The following is a 22,255-nucleotide window of genomic DNA, read 5'->3' on the forward strand; positions in this document are numbered from 1 at the left end:
GCCAAGCACGAAAGGAGGCCACAACCCACCTGACAGAAGCCGAAAACCCCGAACTTCCAGCCACAACCCGGGTCAAATCCTCATGGCAATCCCGGGTCAGCTCTCAGTGGCAATCAACATTCCGCCCGGATGCCGATGCCTGACGTGGAAGGTAGGTGTCTGACATGCTCGGCCCTGTCGACGAATGCTGAGGCGATGATGATCGTTCCGAAGGCGTTGCTCGTGCCGTTCGGGTGCACCGCACAATCGCGTAATGTAAATGCCAAGGCAAGATTTTCTCGCATTTGGTTTTTGTGACAGCACCGGTCGCCGTTGCGGCCGGCGGCGGATGTGTCGCGACAAACGCAAATTTGAGGCGCGGCGCGATCCGTCCGGCGCACAGCTCTATTGGTTCGAATTCACACTGAATCGATCAAATCCCGCTTCCAGCGCGGTTTGCGCGACGACCATCCTCCCTTGCTGCTGAAATTTCTCGACAGATCACAACTTATGGTTGCTAACACATCCATGGTTGCTCGCGAAATTGTGATCTCGTGCCGGAGAGTGCTGCTTTCGTGGAAGGCTCGGCAGGCTGAGCGCCACCGTCTTGCCCACCTGCGGATTGGAGTCCGCGCCGGACATCCCGACCGGCACGGCTTGACTGGTCGATGCCGGCTCCGGCCGGATGGCTCCAAGAGCTTCTTTGCGGCGCCGCGGCGCCACAACCCCGCCCCGCCATGGCCATGATTGCCAGCTACCCAGGGTTTCGTCAGCGGCCGTGCCGACTCCTCCCCGCCCCGATGCGCGGAGGCGCGGCGCGGAGAGGCGACGGGTCAGGATTCGGCAGAACGACATGGACAGACTCGGCGTGATCGGGTGCATCGACACCCCATGGGACGACGACATCGCTGCCGAACGGGCGATGTCCGAAGCCCCGGCCATCGCGGTCGCCACCATACCGGGCGGCCGGGTCGAGCAGCGGCAATGCCGGGATGGCGCGCAACTCCGACAGACCGTTGAGATCCGCCGGCATGGCGGGCCGGTCTGGACTGCCTATGCACGCCGGTTCGCCCTGCCTGCGGATCCGGGAGAGGCGGAGCGCGCGACCGGACAGGCCACCCATGTGCTTGCCCTCTTCGCCCAGGCGATGGCCGCCGCGGACACGGCCCGGGAGGCCCGCAGCGCCATGCTCGCCTGGGATGCGCCGGAACCGCCATGGGCAGCGCAGTACGGGTGAGGCCACCGCCTCCTCTTCCCGTCACCGACTGCCGCTTATCTGCGCCGCCGGTACTCCGGGCTTCCGCGCGCCCCTGACCAAGCGGCGCCCCCTGCCCTCGCCCGGCGAACCGGCGGGGCGGACGCTCCCGGCCCAGGATCAAACGAAGAGAAGTGCCGAAGCTGCAGCGGGGCGAGGCACAGCAGGCGGCACGGTTCGCAGCGCTCCTCCCGGGCCACAAGCCATGGCTCGGGCGGATCGCCGATCCCGTCGCTTCCTGCTGAACGCGGCGGCAGTCCCCGGCAGGGCACCAGCTCTTCAGCGCGTCGCAGCATCCAGCAGCAGCGCACCGGTCGGATGGACCTGCGCCTGCCATCCGGGCGGAACCAGGGTGGTGGCGTCAAGCTGCACCAGGATCGCGGGACCAGCGAAAGCCGCGCCCGGCCCCAGCCGCGCGCGATCCAGGATCGGCGCGTGGACGGTGCCAGAGACAAGGCGCAGGGCCTGCTGGCCGATGACGGCATCCTCGGCGCCGCCGCCGCAGGGCACCGGCATGGCGGGGGCCGGGAGGCGACCCGCGGCCTCCAGCCGCAGGGTGACAATCTCGATGGCCACTCCGGGCAGGTCGAAGCCGTAGAGCGCGCGATGCGCGGCGGCGAAGCCTTCGGCGAGGGCCGGGCGCGGGTCCTCCGCCGCCGGCCAGGGCACGGCAAGTTCGAAGCCCTGTTCCTCGTAGCGCATGAGCGCGACGCGCCGCGTGCTGCGGTCCGCGGCCGCGACGGCCTCGCGCTCGAACCAGGTCGCTGCCTCGGCCATCAGGCTGCGGAAGGCGGCTTCCAGCCGGACCGGCTCGGCCCGCGCGAGGGGCCATGCAACGCTGCGGCTGAACTCCGCCTTCAGGTCGGCCGCCAGCAGACCCTGGGCGCAGAGCACGCCTGGCGTCGGCGGCACCAGCACGCGCGTCATGCCGAGAAGCCTGGCCAGCGCGGCCCCATGCAGCGGACCGGCGCCGCCGAAGGGCACGAGGGCGAAGCCGCGTGGGTCGTGGCCGCGCTCGACCGAGACCAGGCGGATGGCACCGACCATGGCGTTGTCGGCAATCGCCAGGATGCCGCGCGCCGCCGCCTCGACCGGCAGACCGAACGGCTCCGCGACATGGCGGTGGATCGCGGCTTCGGCCCGCCTCGGATCAAGTGCCATGCAGCCGCCGAGCAGGGCGGGTGGCAGGTGCCCGAGCACGAGATGGGCATCGGTGACGGTCGGGCGATCGCCGCCGCGGCCGTAGCAGGCGGGGCCGGGATCGGCGCCCGCACTCTCCGGCCCGACGGTCAGGGCACCGCCCGAGACCCGTGCGAGCGAGCCGCCGCCGGCGCCGATGGTGACCATGTCCACCATCGGCAGCGGCAGGGGCCAGGGGCCGATGCGGCCGGTCTGGGTGAGACCGACCTTGCCGTCGCGGATCAGGCAGATATCCGCGCTGGTGCCGCCGATATCGACGGTGATGATCTGCGGGACGCCGGCCGCCATCGCCATGGCGGCGGCACCGACCACGCCGGCCGCGGGGCCGGAGAGCGCGGTCTGCACCGGGGCGCGGCGGATATCGGCGGCGCCGGCGACGCCGCCATTGGATTTCATCAGCAGCAGCGGCGCCTGGACCCCGCCGGCAGCGAGCCGCGCCTCCAGCCGCTCGACATAGGTGGCGACGGCGGGCATCACCCCGGCATTCAGCGCGGTCGCCATGCTGCGCTCGTATTCGCGCACTACCGGCAAAACATCCGAGGAGGCGGTGGCGGCGAGGTCGGGCGCCTCCTCCCGCAGGATTGCCAGGGCACGGTGCTCATGCGCCGGGTTGGCGAAGCTGTGCAGGAGGCAGAGGGCGAGGGCGCGGGCACCGGCTGCGCGGGCCGCATGCACCGCCTCGCGCACCGCCGCCTCGTCGAGGGGCTGCAATTCGGTCCCGTCCGCGGCCATGCGGCCGGGGATCTCGAAGACCAGGCTCGGCGGTACCGGGCGCCTCGGCTTCCGCCAGGACCAGAGATTGTCCCGCCGTGGCAGGTCGGCCCGGCCGATCTCCAGGACATGGCGAAAGCCCTGTGTCGTGAGGAGCGCGGTCGGCGCGGTCTTGCCTTCCAGGATCAGGTTGGTGGCAACCGTGGTGCCGTGCAGGACGCGGCCGATCTCGGCCGCCCGCCGCCCCGCCGCCTGCAGGGCGAGGCCGAGGCCGGCGAGGAAGGCCTCCGAGGGATCGCGCGGCGTCGAGGGGGTCTTGGCCGTCCAGGCCTCGCCGGTCGCGGCATCCTGCAGGGTGATGTCGGTGAAGGTGCCGCCGATATCGACAGCGACCAGCAGGTCAGACGACGGCATCGGTATAGCCCCTGCGGTGGAACAGCTTCGCCTCGCCGCGAGCAGCCCGCAACGCCGCGGTGTGTGCCGCGTCCACCGCGCCATCCTGGATCGCCAAGCCGTAATCGCGCGCGGCGGCCTCCGGGCTGACGAAGCCGCCGAGCACATCGGCCAGCACCTCCTCGGCGGGGCGGTCGAAGGGATGCCCCCACCCTCCCCCGCCGCCGGTCTCCAGCCGCAGCACGTCGCCGCGCCTCAGCACGGTACCGTCCGAAAGCGCCGGCAGCACGCGTTCCTGCGGCGTGCCGGGATTGACCACCGCGCGGCCGCTGCCGCCATTCAGTCCACCGGCCACGCCCCAGGGTGGGTTCCGCACGCTGTCGATGCGCACCGCGACCTGCGCGGTGTCGGCCAGCACTTCATATTCCCGGACCACGCCGCAGCCACCGCGCCAGCGGCCGGCGCCGCCGCTGTCGCGCTGGATGCCGTAGGCACGCAGCCGGACCGGATAGCTGAGTTCCATGAACTCGACCGGGTAGTTCTCCTGCGCGACGAAATAGACCGCGTCCACGCCATCGGCGAATGGCCGCGCGCCGTAGCCAACCGCGACGCCGTCGGTCATGAGGAAGCGCCTGCCCTGGTGCTCACCGCGCAGGGCGAGGATGACATAGGCGGAATGCGACGCCGGTGCCTCCCCATGCCGCGCAACCGCGACGAGGCCGTGCAGCGCCGCCAGCAGGCGCATCATGGTCAGGCCGCGCAGGCCGAGCGGCCCCGGCGAGCGCGGCCAGAGCAGCGAGCCCTCACGCAGCCGCACCTCGTCGATGGCGCGCGGGCCGCCGGCATTCAGCACCTGGCCGGCCTCGCCCTGCAGGAAATAGAGGCCGAGCGCCATGCCGGGCACGTCCGGATGCATCAGCAGGTTCACCGGGCCCGGCGCCTGATCGTCGGTCTCCGTCGCATCCAGGATGAAGCGCCCCTCCTCCGTGCGGGTCAGGGCAAGGCGCAGCACGAAGGGACCATTGCCCTGGCCATCGCTGTCGATTGCATCCGCAAAGCGCGTCGTGCCGACCGGGAAGGTCGCCTTCAGCTTGGCGCGGACGATCGACTCGGTGCGGGCCAGAAGCTGCGCGAAGGCATCGGCCAGCACCTCGGCGCCGAAGCGGGCGGCGATCTCCGCCAGCCGCGCCTCGCCGAGCCGGACGGCGGCCATCAATGCCCGTGTATCCCCCTCCGACTGGGTCGGGAAGCGGCTGTTGCGCCAGAAGGTGCGCAGCAGGTCCTCATTGGTCCTGCCATCGCGCTGGAGGCGCACGGGCGGGATGATGATGCCTTCCTGGAAATGGTCGGTCGCCTCGGGACTGAGCGAGCCGGGCCGCAGCCCGCCGATATCGGAGAAATGCGCCCAGCCCATGACAAAGCCGATGCGCACGGGTCCCCGGCGCGGCCGGTCCAGGCATCCGCGCCCCGCGGCACCCGTGATACCGGGTGTGGCCGGATGCCCCTGCGCCCCCCCGTCATCGGACGCGGTCCCGCCGAGGAAGACCGGCACCAGGAAGACCTGGTCGTTGGAATGGGAGACGGCGCCGCGCGAGCCGTAGCAGTCATTGTACCAGTAGAGGTCGCCCGGCCGCATGTCGTCCAGCGGATAGCGTTGCAGCACGGGCCCGACGATATCGCCGAAGATCGGCAGATCGGACCCCACGGCCATGGCGCCTTCCGCATCGAAGATGGCGGTGTAGAAATCCTTCTTCTCGCGGATGAAGGCGGACATGGCGGTGCGCTCCAGCAGCGCCTCCATCTCCGCCTGGGCGGCGCGCGCGGCGCCGCGGATGATCTCGAGCGTGACCGGATCGCAGGGGGTCATGCGGCCCTCCGGGCATGGTGGCAGGCGGTGAGGTGACCGGGGCTCGTCTCCACCAGCGCCGGCTCCAGCCTGGCACAGCCGGCATCGGCCTGGGCGCAGCGCGGATGGAAGCGGCAGCCCGCGGGGATGGCGCGCAGGCTGGGCGGGTCGCCGGGCAATGAGGGGCCCGCCGCCGCGCCATCGAGGCGGGGCGCCGCGGCGAGCAGCGCACGGGTGTAGGGGTGTTGCGGCGCGGCGAAGAGTGTCTCCGCCCTGCCCTGCTCCACCACCCGGCCGAGATACATCACCGCGACCCGGTCGCAGACCCTGCGGACCACCGAGAGGTCGTGGCTGATGAAGAGATAGGTCAGGCCGAAGCGATCGCGGAGTTCGCGCAGCAGCCGCAGCACCGCCGCCTGCACTGAGAGGTCGAGGCCGGCGGTCGGCTCATCCAGGATCACCACTTTCGGCCGTAGCAGCAGGATGCGGGCGAGACCGATGCGGCGCTGCTGCCCGCCCGAGAGTTCATGCGGATAGCGATTCGCCAGGGCCGGGTCGAGCCCGACGGCGACCAGCATCTCGGCGATGCGGATGCGCTGCTCGGCGCGGTCGGTGACGCCATGGATCGCGAGGCCTTCGGCCAGGGCGGCGCCCACCTGCCACCAGGGATCGAGCGCGGCGCCGGGATCCTGATGGACATACTGCACCGCCGCGCGCTGGCGGCGGGCCGTGGCAGAGTCCTGGCCGGAGACGACCAGCCCCCCCAGCCGGATCTCCCCCGAGGCCTCCCGCTGCAGGCCGAGCAGCGTACGAGCCAGCGTCGTCTTGCCGCAGCCGGACTCGCCGACGATGCCAAAGGTCTCGCCCGCCGCCACCGAGAGGTCGACACCATCCACCGCGCGGACGCCCGGGCGGGTGCCGAACAGGCGGCGCCGCGCGCCGAGTTCGACGGTCAGGCCGGCAGCACCGAGGATCTCAGGCAAGGGCCGGCTCCGGCAGGGGCAAGGCATGGAAGGGGCAGGCCACGGCATGACCTTCCGCCAGCGGCAGCATCGGCGGCACCTCCCGTGCGCAGCCGGGCTGGACGAGCGGGCAGCGCGGATGGAAGCGGCAGCCGGCCGGCTGCGCCGTGGCGGCCGGGACGGTGCCCGGAATGCCGGTGAGGTCCACGGCGCGGTCCGGATGGCAGCCCAGCAGCATCCGCGTATAGGGATGCCGCGGGTCGTCCAGCACGGCGCGGGTCAGCCCCGTCTCCGCCACCCGCCCGGCATAGAGCACCGCCACCCGCTCGCAGACCGCGGCGAGCACGCCGAAATCGTGGGTGACGAAGAGCAGCGACAGGCCGCGCGCGGCGGTGAGCTGGCGAAGCAGCGCAAGGATCTCCCGCTGGGTGGTGACATCGAGGGCGGTGGTCGGCTCATCCGCCACCACCAACGCCGGGTCGCAGGCCAGCGCCGCGGCGATCAGCAGCCGCTGGCGCTGCCCCCCGCTGAACTCGTGCGGATACTTGTCGAGCGCCGCCTCGGGATCGGGAAGTTGCACCGCCCGGAACAGCTCGGCCAGCTTCGCCTTGTGGTCCCGCCGCGTGCCGGGCGCGTGGTGGCGCATTGCCTCCAGGATCTGCGCGCCGGCCGTGAAGACAGGGTTCAGCGAGAGGTACGGGTCCTGGGGGATGAAGCCGATCCGCCCGCGGGCGGAGGCGGCACGGTCCGCGAGGATGTCCCTGCCCTCGAACAGGATGGCGCCGGCCGGAACCTGCGTGCCGCGCGGCAGGATACCGAGGATGGCGCGCAGCAGGGTGGACTTCCCGCAGCCGCTCTCCCCCACCACCCCGAGCGTGCCGCCGCGCGGCACCGACAGCGTCACCTCGTCCAGGATCCGTGCCTGGCCGCGGCCCGTGCCGATCCGCACGGAGAGGCCCTCGACCGAGAGCATGGGCTTCATCGGCCTCGCCGCAGCCGCGGATCGGCGACATCGCGCAATCCGTCGCCGAGCAGGTTGAAGCCCAGCACCAGCAGCAGGATGGCGAGGCCGGGGAAGGTCGGAAACCACCAGGCCTCGGGCAGGTGCTGCCGTGCCTCCGCGACGGCAAGGCCCCAGTCGGGGCTGGGCGGCGCGGCGCCGACGCCGAGGAAGCCGAGGATCGCGGCGGTTAGGATGGTGAAGCCCATGCCGATGGTGGCGCGCACCAGGATGGCCGGCGCCGCATTCGGCAGCACATGCAACAGCAGGATTCGCGGCGTGGAGGCGCCGATGCCGGCCAGCGCGTCGACGAACAGCGCGCCACGCAGCCGCCGCGTCTCGGCATGAACGGTGCGGGCGAAGAAGGGCCAGTAGGTCAGCGCCAGCGCCACCATGGCAGTGGTGAGGCCGGGCGCCATCAGCTGCCCCAGCGCAAGCGCCAGGATGAGCTGCGGGACGGCGAGGAAGACATCCGTCACGCGCATCAGAGTCTCGGAGACCCAACCCTCCCGCCAGCCGGCCCAGAGGCCAACCGGAACGCCGATCAGCATGGCGGCGAGAACCACCGAGACGGCGACCACCACCGCGCTGCGGGTGCCGAGGATCACGCGGGAAAGGATGTCCCGCCCGAGATTGTCGGTGCCGAAGGGAAACTCGGCCGAGGGTGGCTTCAGGCGCTGCAGGAGGCGGCTTTCGAAGGCATCCTCCGGATAGGGAGCGAGCCAGGGCGCGAAGAGCGCGACGACAATGGCAAACAGCACGAGCGCCAGGCCAAGCGCCGCGACCGGGTCCCGCAGGAGGTGGCGGAGCGCGGTCACTTCACCTGTTCCGCCACGCGCGGGTCGATCAGCGCCTGTGCGACATCGACCAGGACATTCACCACCGCATAGACCACCCCGACCACCAGCGTCACGGCCAGCAGTGCCTTGTAATCGGCGGAAAGGATCGCCTGCACCGCATAGGTGCCGAGGCCCGGCCAGTCGAAGATCGCCTCCACCGCCACCGCGCCCGAGATCAGCGCGCCGAAGAGCAGGCCGATCTGCGCGACGGTGACGGTCACGGCATTACGCAGGACATAGATCGCCGCGAGCCGGACGCGGCCATAGCCGGCGGCCTGCGCATAGAGCACGAAATCCTTCTGCAGCGTCTCCAGCACGCCGGAGCGGGTGAAGCGCGCAATGCTGGCCAGGCCCGGCAGGCACAGCGTGACGGCCGGCAGGGCGAGGTGCCTGAGAGTGTCGACAAGGAGGTCGAGCCGCCCGGCAAGCAGGCTGTCCACCAGGAAGAATCCCGTGACGGTCGGCGGCGCGCCGAGCGCGACATCGATTCGCCCGCGCAGCGGCAGCACGTCCAGATCCATGGCGAAGATCAGTTGCAGCATGATGGCCAGCCAGAAGGATGCGATAGCGAGCCCGCCGACGCTGATCAGCCGCGCCAGATGATCGATCGGCCCATTGTGGTTCAGCGCCGCCAGCAGCCCGAGCGGAACGCCGAGCCCGGTCGCCAGCAGGAGGGCGACGAAGGTCAGTTCCAGGGTTGCTGGCAGCCGGAAGACGATCTCTTCCATCACCGGCCGGCCCGAGAAGATGGAACTGCCGAGATCCCCCGACAGCACCTGCCGCATATGGGTGACCGCCTGCTCCCAGAGCGGCCGGTCGAGCCCATAGCGCGCCCGGATCTCCGCCAGCTGTGCCGGCGTCGCGGCATCGCCCGCCAGCGTCGCCGCCGGGTCCGCCGGGATCACCCGCGTCAGCACGAAGGTCAGCAGCACCAGGCCGAACAGCGCGGGAAGCGCCAGCAGGATCCGGCGCAGGATATAGCGTGCCACCCTGCGCTCAGTCGGCCAGCGACAGGGTCCGCAACTCGCCGCCCGAACCGACGGGCGAGAAGCTGTAGCCCTGCACCCGCCGTGTCAGGCCGCGCAGGTTGACCGTGTTGTACACCCAGATATCCGGGCTGTCGGCCACCACCAGCTTCGTCGCCTCGGCATAGAGCCGCGCGCGCTCCGACTGGTCCAGGCTGGTGCGCGCCTTGGCCAGCAGCGCATCCACCTGCTGGTTCTGGTACCAGCTGCTGGCCTTCCATGTGCCGTGGAAGCGGCTGTCATACATCTGGCCGATCCAGTTCTCCGGGTCGATGAAATAGGCGCTGACCCAGTGCACCCACATATCGGGTGTCGTCTCCGGCCGGCCGGTCGAACCGGTGATGTTCGGCCAGGTGCTCGGCACGATCTTGAGACTGACGCCAACCCGGCGCAGATCGGCCTGGAACATCTGCGCCGCCTGCACGGTCTGCTCGAGTTCCGACTGGACATGGATCTCAATCTCCCGGCCAAGGGGCGCGCCGGCGGCGCGGGCCTTGTCGCAATGCTCCCTGGCCTTGGCGAGATCGAAGGAATAGGGCGCCATACCCTCCGGGTTGCCCCAGAGGTTGTTCGGGTTCGGGCCCGGATTGCGGATGACCAGCCCCTTCAGGATGATCTCGTTGAAGCCTGGGTAGTTGAAGGCATGCGCGAAGCAGAGCCGCGCGTCCTTGTTGTCGAAAGGCGGCTTCCGGTTGTTCATGCGCAGGATGAAGACGCGCATGGACTCGTCCTTCGCCACACGGGTGCGGGCATTGCGCTCCACCCGCTCCACCTGGTCCGTCGGCAGGTAGCTGTCGGTCGCATCGATCTCGCCGCGCAGCAGGGCCAGCACCCGGGTGCTGGTTTCCATCACCGGCCGGCTGCGGACCTGGTCGATCGGCTTCGGATTGTCTGCCCAACCGCGGAAATGCTCCGGGAAGCGCACCAGATCCAGCGCGGTGCGCGGCCGGTAGGTGGCGGAATCCATCCGGTAGGCGCCCGAGCCTGCGCTGTTCGCCGCCAGCCACTCCGCGCCGCGGTCGCTGTCCTTTTCATTCGCCGTCAGCACGCGCGGATTGACGATGGCGACCAGTGGCATGGCGGCAAGGAAGGGCGCATAGGGCGTGGACAGCACGAAGCGCACCGTTCGCGCATCCGGCGCGCTCACATTCTCTGCCTTCAGCACCGGGGTGAAGGCAGCCGCGGGCGCGCGGTTCATCGCCAGCAGCCGGCGGAAGGAATAGACCACATCCTCCGCCGTCATCGGGCTGCCGTCGTGGAAATTCACGCCATCCCGCAGAGTGATTTCCCAAGTCAGCCCATCCTCGGAGACGCTGTGCCTCTCCGCCAGCCAGGGAATCAGTTGCGGCGGGTTGCCCTGGTAACGGTAAAGCCCGTCATAGATGTTCAACAGGATGAACTGGCTCGGCACGTCGAAGACCGCATGAGGATCGAGCGTGGCGGGCAAGGTATCGCCCCAGACCAGCGGGCGCTGCTGCGCCGCGGCGGGGGTCGCGAACAGTAGGGCGGCGAGCAACGCAGCGCGCAGGCGCATGGTCGGATCCCCCGTGCATGGTCCGGTGGGGGAAGTGAAGCTGCCTCCCGGGAGGCATGCAAGGCCCGCAGCACAGCTTTCCAGCGCAGGACGGGCCAACTCTGCCCGCGGCATCGGCAGATGGTCGCGTTATCGCCCACCCGGCGCGCAACCCTCCACGCAGCGACAGCGCCACCGTGATGGGCGCGTGACCCGTCACCGCGTCCGCTCCCCGCGACGCGGCGGGCGGAGGCGGCCCCGTCAGGACCTGAAGGCTGCGGTTCTCATAGGACCGGCAGACATCCGTCACGATCCCGCAGAGCCGCCCAGGATGAGCCAGCATCGGCGCTGAATCCGCCAGAGCCGAAGCGGCTGCGCCGGACGAGGACGCGCGGGACGCGCCCGGCCCGCACCGGCTGGCCAGCGCTGATCGTCACCCCTTGCCGGGGCACCGGATGCCGGTGCAGTACCGGCCCTGCCCCAGGCCCTGGGGCATTGCCCGCAGCGCGCCGGCGCGGGACACTCCGCCGGGGAAGGCCAGGAGACAGGCATGGCGCTGAAGCGCATGGTGCTGCAGATCGGCATGGGCACCGATATCCGCGGAGGCGAGCCGACCAAGGCCGCAGTGCGCGCATTGCGCGATGCGCTTTGGCACAACTCCCTCACCATCACCCATGCCCTCGGCCTTGATGCCGATTCCATGCAGGTGAAGGTCACCATCGGCGTCCCTCGCCCGGAGCAGGTGGACCGCGATGCGGTCCTGGCCGTGCTGCCGCACGGCACAGGGACGGTGGAGGTGGTGGAAGGCGGTCTGATGATCCCGACCGAGGATGGCCGCGGCGTGACGCTGCTCGCCCAGGCGGCGGCGGAGGTCTTTCTCGACCTGCCGGAGGGAGGCGCGGCATGACCATTCCCCGCCGCGTGATTCTGGAGATGGGCACCGGCAACGACCTGCATGGCGGAGACTACACCAAGGCGGCCTTGCGCGCGGTGCAGGACGCGCTGCATCACTCCTCCCTCGCCATGCTGCGGGCACTCAGGATCGACCCGGAGAGCATGATCGTGGAGGTGACCATCGGCGTGCAGCAACCCGAAAGGTTGGATGCGGAGCGAGTCCGTGCCTCCCTGCCGCATGGACAGGTGACCGTGAGGGTGGTGCGGGGCGGGCTCGACATACCGGATCCGGAGAGGGAGGATCCGGCGGTGATCGCCAGCGCGGCGATTGCGGTCAGCCTGCCCTTGCCGGCGTGATGCCCCCACGCGGCGTCATATCCGTCGCCGTGGCGCGGCGCTGCCGGGGCAGCGCTGCGCGGTGTCCAGAGGGCTTGGCGCTGCACCTCCGGCAGGGCGGCGCGGTGCTCTGCCCGCCGTGGAAAGGCATGCCGCGCCGGCCCTGTCAGGCACCCGGCAGGATCTCCCTCACCCGCTCGGCCGGGCGGCATAGCCGTGTCCCGCCGGGCGCGATGACGAAAGGGCGCTCGATCAGGATGGGGTGCGCCAGCATCGCCTCCAGCAGCGCATCCTGGGGCAGCGCCGGATCGCCCAGGCCCAGCTCCGCATGACGCGCCTCCTTCGCCCGCAGCACCTGGCGCGGCGTCAGCCCGGCTGCGGCGATGGTTGCGGCCAAGGCGGCTCGGTCCGGCGGCGTCCTCAGATACTCGACGATTCTTGGCTCGACGCCCGCCGCGCGGATCATCGCCAGGACCTTGCGGGAGGTACCGCAGGACGGGTTGTGCCAGATGGTGACATCGCTCATGCCGGACTCCGCGCGGGCAGGAACCGCCATCATCCCCCGTCCCGCTCGGCGCGTCACGCCAGGCGGGAAGCGGCGCCGCCTGGCGCCGTTGTGCGCGCGCGCACAGCCCGCACCTTCCCACCGCGCCATAGTCAGCCGCGAGACGCGCCTTACCGCGGCTCAGTTTTGGCATTTGAGCCCTTGGCGCCGCCGGGCCGTATCCTGGCGGGGCCGCCCTGGAGACCGGACTGCATTTCCCGCCGCGGCCGGACCCTTGCCCCGGCCGCGGCGCCCCCCCTGGCGCGGCGCATCGGAATGTGTACGGCCTGATCCCGATCGTCCGGGCGCGTATCACGGAATGCCAATCCGCCGGTGGCCAGGGATGGTGGAGCGGAACACCGCTCCGGGGCGTTCGCGCCCCTGCGTGAGCCGCGCTACCGCGGCTCACGCGCCGGCATGGGGGCCAGCGACTCCGGCTCGGCCACCCGGGCGCTGGCCGCCGCCGCGGCGCGGTCGAGCGCATCCGCCGTTTCCTCGGCGCTGAGCCAGCGATGCAGCAGGCCGCCGACCACGCCGCCGATGATCGGCGCCACCCAGAACAGCCAGAGTTGCTGCAGCGCCACGCCACCCAGCACGAAGGCCGGGCCGGTGCTGCGCGCCGGGTTCACGCTGGTATTGGTGACCGGAATGCTGATCAGATGGATCAGCGTCAGGCAGAGCCCGATGGCGATGGGCGCGAAGCCGGCCGGCGCGCGGGCGGAGGTGGCACCGAGGATGACCATGAGGAAGAAGAAGGTCATCACGACCTCGGTCAGGAAGCCGGAGGCGAAGCCGAACTTGCCGGGCGAAGCCTCGCCATAACCATTCGCGGCGAGACCCTTCGCGGCGATGTCCCAGCCGGGTTGGCCGGAGGCGATGGCATAGAGCAGGAAGGCGCCGGCGGAGGCGCCGATGACCTGTGCGGCGATGTAGGGCAGCGCCTCGCCCGCCCGGAAGCGGCCGGCCGCGACCAGGCCGCAGGTGACGGCCGGGTTGAGGTGACAGCCGGAGATATGGCCGATGGCAAAGGCCATGGTGAGAACGGTGAGGCCGAAGGCGAGCGAGACGCCGAGCAGGCCGATGCCGACCTCCGGGAAGGCTGCTGCCAGGACGGCGCTGCCGCAACCGCCGAGGACGAGCCAGAAGGTACCGAAGAACTCAGCCACCAGTTTGCGTGACACGACACAAACCCTCCGCTCCGGGCAGCCCCCTCGGCCTCCCAGGCTCTGTCTATTGTAGGCCGTGTTACAGATCGTCACCCGTCCTCAGGAAAAGGTGATGCCGACAGCGCGGCAACCCGCCCAACTGGCGTGGAATGGTCGGGCCGCAAATCCGGCATTTCCCCCGCCTCGCGCCGGCGGCGCCAGGCTGATCATGCACCTCGGGGCATCCGGAGCCTGGCTGCCGGAGGCCGGATGCTCCGCATCACCCGCGGGTGGCCGTGCAGCACCCAGGTACCACCACGATCGGCACGCCCCGCCGGGCATCGCCACCTGCCTGGCGATGGCCGGCCAAGCAGGGTCTTGCCTCCCGGTTCCCGGCAGAACCTCCTTCTCCGGCAGGACCGGCGGATGTCATGCGCCCGCAGGCCCGCCTTCGGCTCCGTACCAAGGGCCGCTGATGGTGGCCCATCAGCGGCCCCTCGAACGCCGGGCTGTTCGTACCGCAAGTCCTGGCGATGCCGCACTTGCGGCACCATCCGTTCAGGTCCCTGGCATGATGGGCAAATCCATGCGCCGGTATCAGTTCATGCTGATCGGCGTCAGGTCCTGGAACCAGCTCTGCGCCTGGACGAAGCTGCGGACGTTGCGGCTCATCGCGCGCGGGTTCAGGTCTTGCGCGATGAAGAGGAAGAGCGCATCGTCCACCACCTTCGCGTGCAACTCGCCGAGCAGCTTGTCCTGGGCCACGGGATCGAAGGTCTCGTAGATCTTCGCCATCAGCGCGTCGTAGTCGGCATCGGCGAAGTAGCCCCAATTGTTCGCCAGTGGCGGGACCAGGTCGGACTTCAGGAAGCGGATCAGGGCCGTGAAGGGGTCGAGCGCGGCATAGGAGATGTTGATGGCGGAGACGCCGCGGTTGGAAGGCGCCTTCGCCCCCTCCCGCCAGATGCCGAGCAGGGCGTTCCATTCGATGACCTCGAAGCTGACCTCGATGCCGATCTCCTTCAGGTTCTGCTGCACCGCTTCGTTCATCGGCAGGGGTTGCATCTGGCCGGAGCCGCTGGGCGAGATCGCGACCTTGGTCCTGAGCGGGTTGCGCGGGCCGAAGCCGGCCTCCGCCATCAGCCTGCGGGCGGCCGCCGGATCGTAGCGCACCGGCTCCCGCGGGCTGCCATGCCAGGGATGCCCAGGCGGCAGCAGGCCGGCGCCCTCCGCCATCATGCCGCCCAGCATGGTCTTCATGCCGGCGCGGTCGATGGCCAGGTTGGCGGCCTTGCGCAGCCGCATGTCGCGCCAGGGCGAGCCCTCCGCCATGTTCAGGTGCCAAGTCCAGTTGTGGGGATAGGTGTTGGAGACGACCTGGAAGCCGGCTTGGCGCAGGCTTGGGATGGCATCCGGCGGCGGCGCCTCGATGAAATCGACTTGGCCGCTGCGCAGGGCGGCAACGCGGGTATTCGCCTCCGGCAGCGGCAGCAGCACGACCTTGCCCACCTTCGGGATGCGCGTCGCATCCCAGTGGTCCGGGTTCCGGGCCAGCACCGCGCGCTCCCGGATCGAGAAGCTCTCCAGCTTCCACGGTCCGGTGCCGATGGCCTTCGGCAGGTAGTTGTCCCAGTTGCGGCCGGCGGCCTCCCAGGCGCCCTGATGGGTGATGCCGATCCAGGTCAGGCCGAAGGGCACCAGGCTGTCGACCCGATTGGTCTCGATAATGAAGGTATGCGGCCCCTCCGCCCGCCAGGCGACCACGGTCGGCATGCGGATGCGGGCATTGGCCGCGGCGCGCGGATCGTAGTGCGGCGCGTCGTTCTTCAGCGCGCGATCATAGGAAAAGACGACGTCCTCGGCCGTCATGATCCTGCCATCATGGAACTTCACGCCCTCGCGCAGCGAGATGATCCAGCGCCTGGGATCCGCGGGATCCACCTTCCAGGACGTGGCGAGGCCGGGGCGGAGCGTGACGGGCTTGTCGAAGCTCGTCAGGTCCCAGCCGGCAAGCTGGTCATAGATCGTGATGCCCATGAAGCGGTGACCCTCGGCACCCTGGTCCGGGACGCCGTTCGAGAGCGGCACCGCCGAGGCAGTCATGCCGACGCGAAGCGTGGTGTTGGGAGCGCCCTGGGCCTGGGCCAGGTCGTAAGGCAGCACCGCCGCAGCGGCGAGGCCGCCCAGCAGGCTGCGGCGGCCGATGGTGATGGTCATGGTCGGAAAGCCCCCGGTATCGTGCTTGCCCTCCCTCAGCCGAGCGAGATCGGCGTGAGGTCCTGCATCCAGGACTGCGCCTGGACGAAGCCTTTGACCTTCGGGCTCATGGCCCGCGGATTGAGGTCGTGCGCGATGAAGATCGCGGCGTCCCGGTCGACGAGATGCGCATGCAGGGCGCGCAGCAGGTCGCCCTGCTTCTCCTCGTCGAATTCCTCCAGCACCTGGTTCAGCAGCGCATCCGCGCGGGCGTCGCTGTGCCGTCCCCAGTTGAAGGCGACCGGCGCGGCATAGTCGCTGTGCAGCGTCCGGATGAAGGCGGCATAGGGGTCCATCGGCGCCCAGGAGGCATTGATGGCGGTACAGCCGCGGGCGGAGGGCGCCATCGCGCCTTCCCGCATCATGGTGAAAAGGGTGTTCCAGTCCGCGATCTCGAAGGCGATGTCGAAGCCGACCTCCTTCAGGCATTGCTGGACGAACTCATTCATCGGCAGCGGCTGCATCTGGCCGGAGCCGCTGGGCGAGATGGCGACCTTGGTCCGCAGCGGGTTGCGCGGAGAGAAGCCGGCCTCGGCCATGAGCCTGCGCGCCGCCTCCCGGTCGAAGCGCGGCGTCGCGGCGGGCGTGCCGTACCAGGGATGCCCGGGCGGCACGAGGCCGGCGCCCTCCTCCATCATGCCGCCCAGCAGCGCCTTCAGCCCGGCGCGATCCACCGCGAGGTTTGCAGCCTTGCGGATGCGCTGGTCGCGCCAGGGCGAGCCCTCCAGGTAGGACAGCCACCACATCCAGTTATGGGGATAGACATTGCTGACGATCCGGAATCCGGCGCTGCGCAGGGCGGGGATGGCATCGGGCGGCGGCGCCTCGATGAAATCGACCTGGCCGGCCCGCAACGCGGCGACGCGCGTGTTGGCATCCGCCAGCGGCAGCAGGACCAGGCGCTCCGCCTTCGGGATGCGGGCCGCCTCCCAGTAGTCCGGGTTGCGGACCAGCACCGCGCGCTCCCGCAGGCTGAACTGCTCCAGCTTCCAGGGCCCCGTGCCGACAGCGCGGGTCAGGTAGGTCTCCCAGCTTCGCCCCGCCGCCTCCCAGGCGCCCTGATGGGTGATGCCGATCCAGAACAGCAGGTAGGGCAGGCAGGAATCGACGCGGGTGGTGTCGATGACGAGGGTGTGCGGCCCGTCCGCCCGGTAGCCGGCGACGGTGAAGAGGCGGGAGCGGCCGAGCGCCGCCGCGCGCGGGTCGAAGGCCGGATGGTCCTGCTTCAGGATGCGGTCGAAGGAGAAGACCACGTCCTCGGCCGTGAAGGGCCTGCCGTCATGGAAGCGCACGCCCTGGCGCAGGGTGAAGATCCAGCGCCTGGGGTCCGCGGGGTCGGTGCGCCATGCGGTGGCCAGGCCCGGCCGGAGCGCGGCCGGCTTGTCGGCGCGGCTGAGGTCCCAGTGCACGAGCTGGTCGTAGAGCGTGATGCCCATGAAGCGCTGCCCTTCCGCGCCCTGGTCGGGCACGCCATTGGGCAGCGGCACCGCATTTGCGGTCATCCCGACGCGCAGCGTGCCACCGGCCGCCTGCGCCAGGGCGGGATCCCAGGGCAGTGCCGTGGCGGCCAAGCCGCCGAGCAGGGAGCGGCGGGGCAGGGAAGCGGGCATGGGCCTCTCTCCGGAAGGCGGCGGAGCAGAGGCTAGGATTTGTCGAAGTTCTGTGCAATATCACTTAAAAGCCCGTTAATTGACCATAATCGCGCCCTTTCGGCCTAAAAAATGCGCATACTGCCGGCATCTCAGGGCTTCCGGCTGGTTCCGTTAGCCTGCTAGCTTTTGCGGGCAGAGCGGCCGTTCAGCGCCGCCACAAGGGAGTTCGTCCATGCTGCTGACCCGCCGCGCCGCCCTGGGCGCCACCGTTGCCACCGCCCTCTCGCCCGTCTGGGCCTTCGGCAATGCCCGGGCCCAGGCGGCCGAGACCATCCGGATCGGTATCCTCACCGACCTCTCCGGCCCCTATCGCGATGTCACCGGCCCCACCTCCGTCGCCTGCGTCCGTCAGGCGGTCGAGGAGTTCACCGCGCAGAATCCGAGTATCCGGGTCGAGATCATCAGCGCCGACCATCAGAACAAGCCGGATGTCGGCGTGAACACCGTGCGGCAGTGGTTCGACCAGCGCGGCGTGGATGTGGTGACGGATGTCGGCAACAGCGCCATCGCGCTCGGCATCAACCCGGTCTGCGTCGAGAAGGACAAAATCCACCTCAACGCCTCGGCCGGCACCTCGGAACTCACGGGCCGCGCCTGCACGCCCAACTCCATCCACTGGTCCTACGACACCTGGTGCCTGTCCAACACCTCCGGCACCGCGCTGACGCGGATGGGCGGGGATAGCTGGTACTTCATCACCGCCGACTACGCCTTCGGCCATGCGATCGAGCGCGACACCACGCGCTTCGTCGAGGCCGCGGGCGGCAAGGTGCTCGGCGCCTCCCGCTACCCATTCCCGCAGACCACGGATTTCTCCGCCTTCCTGCTGCAGGCGCGCGCCTCCCGCGCCAAGGTGCTCGGCCTCGCGATGGCGGGTGACGACCTGGTGAATTGCGTGAAGCAGGCGCAGGAATTCGGCCTCTCCCGCGGCGGCCAGGGGATGAAGTTCGCCGCCATCATCGGCTCCATCACCGGGGTGCTGGCGGCGGGGCTGGAGACCATGCAAGGCATGTACATCGCCGAGACCTTCTGGTGGGACCTCGACGACCGCACCCGCGCCTTCACGAAGCGGGTGCAGCAGAAGCTGCCGGCCGGCGTCTTCCCGAACTACGTGCATGCCGCCAACTACTCCGGCATCACGCACTACCTTAAGGCGGTGAAAGAACTGGGTCCGGCCCGCGCCAAGGCCAGTGGGCGGGAAGTGGTGGCGCTGATGAAGCGCATGCGGACGGATGACGACGCTTTCGGCGCTGGCGGCGTGATCCGGGAGGACGGGCGGAAGATCCACCCCTCCTATCTGCTGCAGGTGAAGCGCCCGGGCGAAAGCAGATACCCGGGCGATGTCTACACCCTGGCGAGCACCGTGCCGGCGGAGCAGGCCTTCCGGCCGCTGAGCGAAGGCGGCTGCCCGATGGTGCGGGCGTGAAGGGCGGGCGGGCGCGGCCTGGCCGTGCCCGCCCCTCCCCGCCTCACGCCTTGCTGTAGGCGTCCGCGCCGTCGAAGCGCTGCAACTTCTCGATATGCATCCAGTTGTGCTGGCGCCCGATCCGCTGCAGCAGGTCGGTGATCTCCGCGATGCCATTGCCCTTCGGCGGCTCGCGGAACATGAACCGGGCGCGGAAATGGTCCACCAGGAAGGTGTGGCCGCCGACATCCGGCCAGACCTGCGCGCCGCGGCTGCCGATCATGGTCAGGTCGAAGGCGCTGCCCTCGGCCGCCGCCTGCAGCGTGATGCTGATGGCGCGCGGGTCCCGCTCGCTCTCGACGAAAACATCGACGCCCACCAGCTCGCGGGTGCTGGCCGCCCGGTACCAGGTGATCTGCGGCCACTTCTTCAACGCGATCGGGCGGTACTCGCGGTCCGGCACGTTCAGGCTCTCGCGCCCGAGATTGGCGATGATGCGGTCGACGAAGGCCGCCGTCGGCACCCCTTCCCCGTCGCGCGCGATGTCGCCGGTGAGGTCCTTCCCCTCCTCCAGCGTCACATAGAGCGCGTGCTCGATCCGCCGGGCGGTGGCGAAGTCGCCGATATGGCGCAGCATCATGAGCGAGGAGAGGAGCAGCGCCGTCGGGTTGGCGATGCCCTTGCCGGCGATCTGCGGGGCGGAGCCGTGCACCGCCTCGAACATCGCCGCCTCGTCGCCGAGATTGGCCGAGGGTGCGACGCCCAGGCCCCCGACCAGGCCGGCCGCGAGGTCGGAGAGGATATCGCCATTCATGTTGGTCATGACCGTGACATCGAACTGCTCCGGCCGGATGACCATCTGATGGGCGCAGTTGTCGACGATCATGTGCTCATGCGTCAGCGAGGGGTAGTCCTTCAGCACCTGCTCGCCGACGCGCTTCAGCATCCCCTCGGTGAGCTTCATGATATTGGCCTTGGTCGAGACGGTGACCTTCTTCCGCCCCTCGGCCTCCGCCACCGCCGCGGCCAGGCGGACGATGCGCTCGCAGCCGGCCTCGGTGATGATCTTCAGGCATTGCGCGACGCCCGGCGTCTGCATGTGCTCGATGCCGGCATAGACATCCTCGACATTTTCGCGGACCACGACGAAGTCGATCCCCCGGCCGGAGAAGGGCGTGCGGATGCCGGGCAGTTCCCGCACCGGGCGGACATTGCCATACATCTCGAAGACTTTGCGGAGGGTCACATTGGCCGACTTCTCGCCATAGCCCACCGGGGTCTCCAGCGGCCCCTTCAGCGCCACGCCATTGCGGGCGATGGAATCCAGCGTCTCCTGCGGCGCGCCGGCGGCAATGCCCTTGCGGAAGGCCTCGGCGCCGGCCAGCGCCTCCTCCCACTCCACCTGGGCACCGGCCGCCGCCAGCACCTGCTGGGTGGCCTGCATCACCTCCGGCCCGATGCCGTCGCCGGGAATGGCGGTGACCTTCACCTTGGATCGCACGGGAACATGCGCTGGAATGGAATCCATGGATGGTCTGCCCTCAAGAGATGATGCTGCATTGCGGCATATAGTCCATCCCGCGCGGTGGCGAATTGATCCAACTCACAGCTTGCGGAAGGACTGCGCCCCGTGCAGGGCGACGGCGTTCCGGCTGGGGAATGCCACAAGGGAGGTTACCCCCATGCCATGGCCTGTCCCCATCGCCCTCTGTGCGGCCGTCCTGTTCCTGCCCGTCACCGCCGCAACGCAGGAGCGGGCGACCGGCTCCGTGACCATCGAGCAGCCACCGCCCGAGCCGCGCGGGGCCATCGTGACCATGCCCGATGGCCGCAGCGTGGAGGTTCCTCGCGGCGGCACCTTCGATGTACAGGGCGCCAATGTGGTGGTGGAGCAGGAGACGCCCCGCGGCACCAGCCTGACCGTGCAGAACGACGTGCTCTTCGATTTCGACAAGGCCGAGCTGCGCCCGGAGGCCGCGGAGGCACTCGGCCGGGTGGCCGACATCATCCGGCAGCGCCGGCCCCGCACCGTGTTGGTGGTCGGCCACACCGATTCGGTCGGCAGCGACGAATACAATGACCAGCTCTCCCGCCGACGGGCGGAGGCGGTGCGGAGCTGGCTGGGGGCGAATGGCGGCAACGGACTGCCGCCACTGCGGGCCGAAGGCCGCGGGGAGCGCGAGCCGGTCGCGCCAAACAGTCAGGACGGGCGGGACAACCCCGAAGGGCGGCAGAAGAACCGGCGGGTCGAGGTGCTGCTGGAGCGCTGAAGCCACGCCGGAGCCGATGGCGAGTTGTCCGGCGCCCTGGCAGGACGGAGGCGCCGCGCGCAGCCCGGAGCGGAAGCCGTCCACGACCTCGTCTCTCCAGGCGGTCACCGTCCTGCCGCAGCGGGTGACGTCGCGGGCCGGGAAACCGCCGGGGCCAGATGCGCCGGCGCGCCTGGCCACCGGCTGCGGCTGGTCGCGGTCCCGCCGGCCGCCGATCGCCCTAGGCAGCCATCGGGTGGATGAAGCCATAGGCCGGCCAGGTGCTGGCACCGTAATCGCCCAGCCGTGGGTACCAGACCCGCACCACCGACCAGTCATTCCCCGGCGACATGTCGAGCACCGGCTGGTCCCGGGCCTCCCGCCCCTTGCCCCGGCCCGATCCCCAATTGGCGTGGTCCACCCGGATCTCGCGCCTTGAGACCACGCGTGAGACCACCGCCACATGGCCCTGCGGCAGGCGCGAGGTCCGCATCAGCACCAGCACGCTGCCCGCCCGTGGCGCCCGGCCGCGGGCATAGCGGCCCGAGGCGGCCTCCCACCACTGCCAGGCATCGCCGCGCAGGGCGATGCCGGAACGGGCACGCGCATAGGGCACGCAGGACCATTCACCCGGCGTCTCCGCCCGCCCCTCCGGCCGCGGCACGCGGGACGTGCCGCAGGCCATGAGCAGCATCGGCGCCAAAAGCACCAGCCGTCGCATCGCGAGATGTCCCCCTCGGCCCCACCCCCGATGGGGCCCGCGTCACTATACCGTACCTGCCGGCTGCGGCAGCCTCCGCCGATTCGCCCCCTGCGCCGCCGCCCGCCCGCCCCGCCACCATCCGTTCCGCTTGCGGCAATCTGGCAGCCGCCCTATCTAAACCTTTGTTAAGATTGACTTCTTCCCGTCCGCCCAACCAGGCAAGCCAGTTTCGGGTCACAGCCGGCCGGCTTCCGGTGCCGAACCCGTCGCGAAGCGCTCGCCGCCGCCGCTCGGCTGTGCTGAAAGAGCGCCCCGGATCCCGTGGCGGCGACGCCACCGGGCCGGACC

At 70.1% G+C, this 22,255-nt stretch carries 18 protein-coding genes; 5 read left to right on the top strand and 13 right to left on the bottom strand.

Annotated elements, in window-relative coordinates; genetic code table 11:
- Positions 1-832 precede the first annotated feature (832 nt).
- Positions 833-1,216, top strand: a complete 384-nt coding sequence (locus LHA35_RS22890; RefSeq protein ID WP_226612509.1) for a hypothetical protein — start codon at positions 833-835, stop codon at positions 1,214-1,216.
- A 297-nt stretch (positions 1,217-1,513) separates the two neighbouring features.
- Here the strand turns inward: LHA35_RS22890 and LHA35_RS22895 are convergent, their stop codons facing one another.
- Genes LHA35_RS22895 through LHA35_RS22925 form a run of 7 tightly spaced genes read right to left on the bottom strand, consistent with a single transcriptional unit; the run spans position 1,514 to position 10,744 of the window.
- Complete coding sequence (locus tag LHA35_RS22895; protein ID WP_226612518.1) at positions 1,514-3,559, bottom strand: hydantoinase/oxoprolinase family protein; 2,046 nt, start codon at positions 3,557-3,559, stop codon at positions 1,514-1,516.
- Positions 3,546-5,405, bottom strand: a complete 1,860-nt coding sequence (locus tag LHA35_RS22900) for a hydantoinase B/oxoprolinase family protein (RefSeq protein ID WP_226612519.1) — start codon at positions 5,403-5,405, stop codon at positions 3,546-3,548. The genes LHA35_RS22895 and LHA35_RS22900 overlap by 14 nt, the downstream gene beginning before the upstream one ends.
- Positions 5,402-6,367: an oligopeptide/dipeptide ABC transporter ATP-binding protein gene (locus tag LHA35_RS22905; RefSeq protein ID WP_226612523.1), complete on the bottom strand. Its 966-nt coding sequence runs from the start codon at positions 6,365-6,367 to the stop codon at positions 5,402-5,404. The genes LHA35_RS22900 and LHA35_RS22905 overlap by 4 nt, the downstream gene beginning before the upstream one ends.
- Entirely contained in the window at positions 6,360-7,328 is a 969-nt protein-coding gene (locus LHA35_RS22910) for an ABC transporter ATP-binding protein (protein ID WP_226612525.1), read from the bottom strand. The genes LHA35_RS22905 and LHA35_RS22910 overlap by 8 nt, the downstream gene beginning before the upstream one ends.
- On the bottom strand, positions 7,325-8,164 hold the full coding sequence (locus tag LHA35_RS22915) for an ABC transporter permease (protein ID WP_226612528.1): 840 nt from the start codon (positions 8,162-8,164) through the stop codon (positions 7,325-7,327). The genes LHA35_RS22910 and LHA35_RS22915 overlap by 4 nt, the downstream gene beginning before the upstream one ends.
- On the bottom strand, positions 8,161-9,174 hold the full coding sequence (locus LHA35_RS22920; protein ID WP_226612531.1) for an ABC transporter permease: 1,014 nt from the start codon (positions 9,172-9,174) through the stop codon (positions 8,161-8,163). Before LHA35_RS22920 ends, LHA35_RS22915 begins: the two co-directional genes overlap by 4 nt.
- A 7-nt stretch (positions 9,175-9,181) precedes the next feature.
- A complete protein-coding gene (locus LHA35_RS22925) occupies positions 9,182-10,744 on the bottom strand; it encodes an ABC transporter substrate-binding protein (protein ID WP_226612533.1) in 1,563 nt (520 codons plus the stop codon).
- A 529-nt stretch (positions 10,745-11,273) separates the two neighbouring features.
- On the opposite strand from LHA35_RS22925, the gene LHA35_RS22930 reads away from it, so the two are divergent.
- Both LHA35_RS22930 and LHA35_RS22935 read left to right on the top strand, forming a co-directional pair.
- Complete coding sequence (locus LHA35_RS22930) at positions 11,274-11,630, top strand: Lin0512 family protein (protein WP_226612536.1); 357 nt, start codon at positions 11,274-11,276, stop codon at positions 11,628-11,630.
- Positions 11,627-11,974, top strand: a complete 348-nt coding sequence (locus LHA35_RS22935; protein ID WP_226612540.1) for a Lin0512 family protein — start codon at positions 11,627-11,629, stop codon at positions 11,972-11,974. Before LHA35_RS22930 ends, LHA35_RS22935 begins: the two co-directional genes overlap by 4 nt.
- Before the next feature lie 145 nt (positions 11,975-12,119).
- Here the strand turns inward: LHA35_RS22935 and arsC are convergent, their stop codons facing one another.
- The 4 genes from arsC to LHA35_RS22955 form a co-directional block, all read right to left on the bottom strand.
- Entirely contained in the window at positions 12,120-12,479 is a 360-nt protein-coding gene (arsC, locus tag LHA35_RS22940; RefSeq protein WP_226612545.1) for an arsenate reductase (glutaredoxin), read from the bottom strand.
- Between the two features lie 413 nt (positions 12,480-12,892).
- Positions 12,893-13,678 (bottom strand): aquaporin Z, encoded by a 786-nt coding sequence (gene aqpZ / locus LHA35_RS22945; protein ID WP_226612549.1) that lies wholly within the window; start codon positions 13,676-13,678, stop codon positions 12,893-12,895.
- A gap of 561 nt (positions 13,679-14,239) precedes the next feature.
- The gene (locus LHA35_RS22950; RefSeq protein WP_226612553.1) at positions 14,240-15,859 is read right to left on the bottom strand and encodes an ABC transporter substrate-binding protein; all 1,620 of its coding nucleotides are present in this window, start codon (positions 15,857-15,859) and stop codon (positions 14,240-14,242) included.
- Between the two features lie 35 nt (positions 15,860-15,894).
- Positions 15,895-17,508: an ABC transporter substrate-binding protein gene (locus tag LHA35_RS22955; RefSeq protein WP_226612555.1), complete on the bottom strand. Its 1,614-nt coding sequence runs from the start codon at positions 17,506-17,508 to the stop codon at positions 15,895-15,897.
- A gap of 214 nt (positions 17,509-17,722) precedes the next feature.
- On the opposite strand from LHA35_RS22955, the gene LHA35_RS22960 reads away from it, so the two are divergent.
- Positions 17,723-18,976 carry an ABC transporter substrate-binding protein gene (locus LHA35_RS22960; protein ID WP_226612557.1) on the top strand — a complete coding sequence of 418 codons (1,254 nt, stop codon included), beginning with the start codon at positions 17,723-17,725 and terminating at the stop codon, positions 18,974-18,976.
- 43 nt (positions 18,977-19,019) lie between these two features.
- Here LHA35_RS22960 and LHA35_RS22965 read toward each other — a convergent pair whose 3' ends face one another.
- Complete coding sequence (locus tag LHA35_RS22965) at positions 19,020-20,456, bottom strand: NADP-dependent isocitrate dehydrogenase (protein WP_226612561.1); 1,437 nt, start codon at positions 20,454-20,456, stop codon at positions 19,020-19,022.
- 181 nt (positions 20,457-20,637) lie between these two features.
- On the opposite strand from LHA35_RS22965, the gene LHA35_RS22970 reads away from it, so the two are divergent.
- Positions 20,638-21,225: an OmpA family protein gene (locus tag LHA35_RS22970; protein ID WP_226612563.1), complete on the top strand. Its 588-nt coding sequence runs from the start codon at positions 20,638-20,640 to the stop codon at positions 21,223-21,225.
- A 220-nt stretch (positions 21,226-21,445) separates the two neighbouring features.
- Here the strand turns inward: LHA35_RS22970 and LHA35_RS22975 are convergent, their stop codons facing one another.
- Complete coding sequence (locus LHA35_RS22975) at positions 21,446-21,925, bottom strand: CHAP domain-containing protein (protein WP_226612565.1); 480 nt, start codon at positions 21,923-21,925, stop codon at positions 21,446-21,448.
- Positions 21,926-22,255: the final 330 nt, after the last annotated feature.

Source organism: Roseicella aerolata (genome assembly GCF_020523605.1).
Classification (GTDB): Bacteria; Pseudomonadota; Alphaproteobacteria; order Acetobacterales; family Acetobacteraceae; genus Paracraurococcus; species Paracraurococcus aerolatus.

Coding starts and splice junctions, on each gene's coding strand:
- arsC (WP_226612545.1), bottom strand. CDS start 12,479: ATGAGCGATGTCACCATCTGGCACAACCCGTCCTGCGGTACCTCCCGC.
- LHA35_RS22925 (WP_226612533.1), bottom strand. CDS start 10,744: ATGCGCCTGCGCGCTGCGTTGCTCGCCGCCCTACTGTTCGCGACCCCC.
- LHA35_RS22960 (WP_226612557.1), top strand. CDS start 17,723: ATGCTGCTGACCCGCCGCGCCGCCCTGGGCGCCACCGTTGCCACCGCC.
- LHA35_RS22895 (WP_226612518.1), bottom strand. CDS start 3,559: ATGCCGTCGTCTGACCTGCTGGTCGCTGTCGATATCGGCGGCACCTTC.
- LHA35_RS22900 (WP_226612519.1), bottom strand. CDS start 5,405: ATGACCCCCTGCGATCCGGTCACGCTCGAGATCATCCGCGGCGCCGCG.
- LHA35_RS22975 (WP_226612565.1), bottom strand. CDS start 21,925: ATGCGACGGCTGGTGCTTTTGGCGCCGATGCTGCTCATGGCCTGCGGC.
- LHA35_RS22890 (WP_226612509.1), top strand. CDS start 833: ATGGACAGACTCGGCGTGATCGGGTGCATCGACACCCCATGGGACGAC.
- LHA35_RS22930 (WP_226612536.1), top strand. CDS start 11,274: ATGGCGCTGAAGCGCATGGTGCTGCAGATCGGCATGGGCACCGATATC.
- LHA35_RS22970 (WP_226612563.1), top strand. CDS start 20,638: ATGCCATGGCCTGTCCCCATCGCCCTCTGTGCGGCCGTCCTGTTCCTG.
- LHA35_RS22910 (WP_226612525.1), bottom strand. CDS start 7,328: ATGAAGCCCATGCTCTCGGTCGAGGGCCTCTCCGTGCGGATCGGCACG.
- LHA35_RS22935 (WP_226612540.1), top strand. CDS start 11,627: ATGACCATTCCCCGCCGCGTGATTCTGGAGATGGGCACCGGCAACGAC.
- LHA35_RS22955 (WP_226612555.1), bottom strand. CDS start 17,508: ATGCCCGCTTCCCTGCCCCGCCGCTCCCTGCTCGGCGGCTTGGCCGCC.
- LHA35_RS22950 (WP_226612553.1), bottom strand. CDS start 15,859: ATGACCATCACCATCGGCCGCCGCAGCCTGCTGGGCGGCCTCGCCGCT.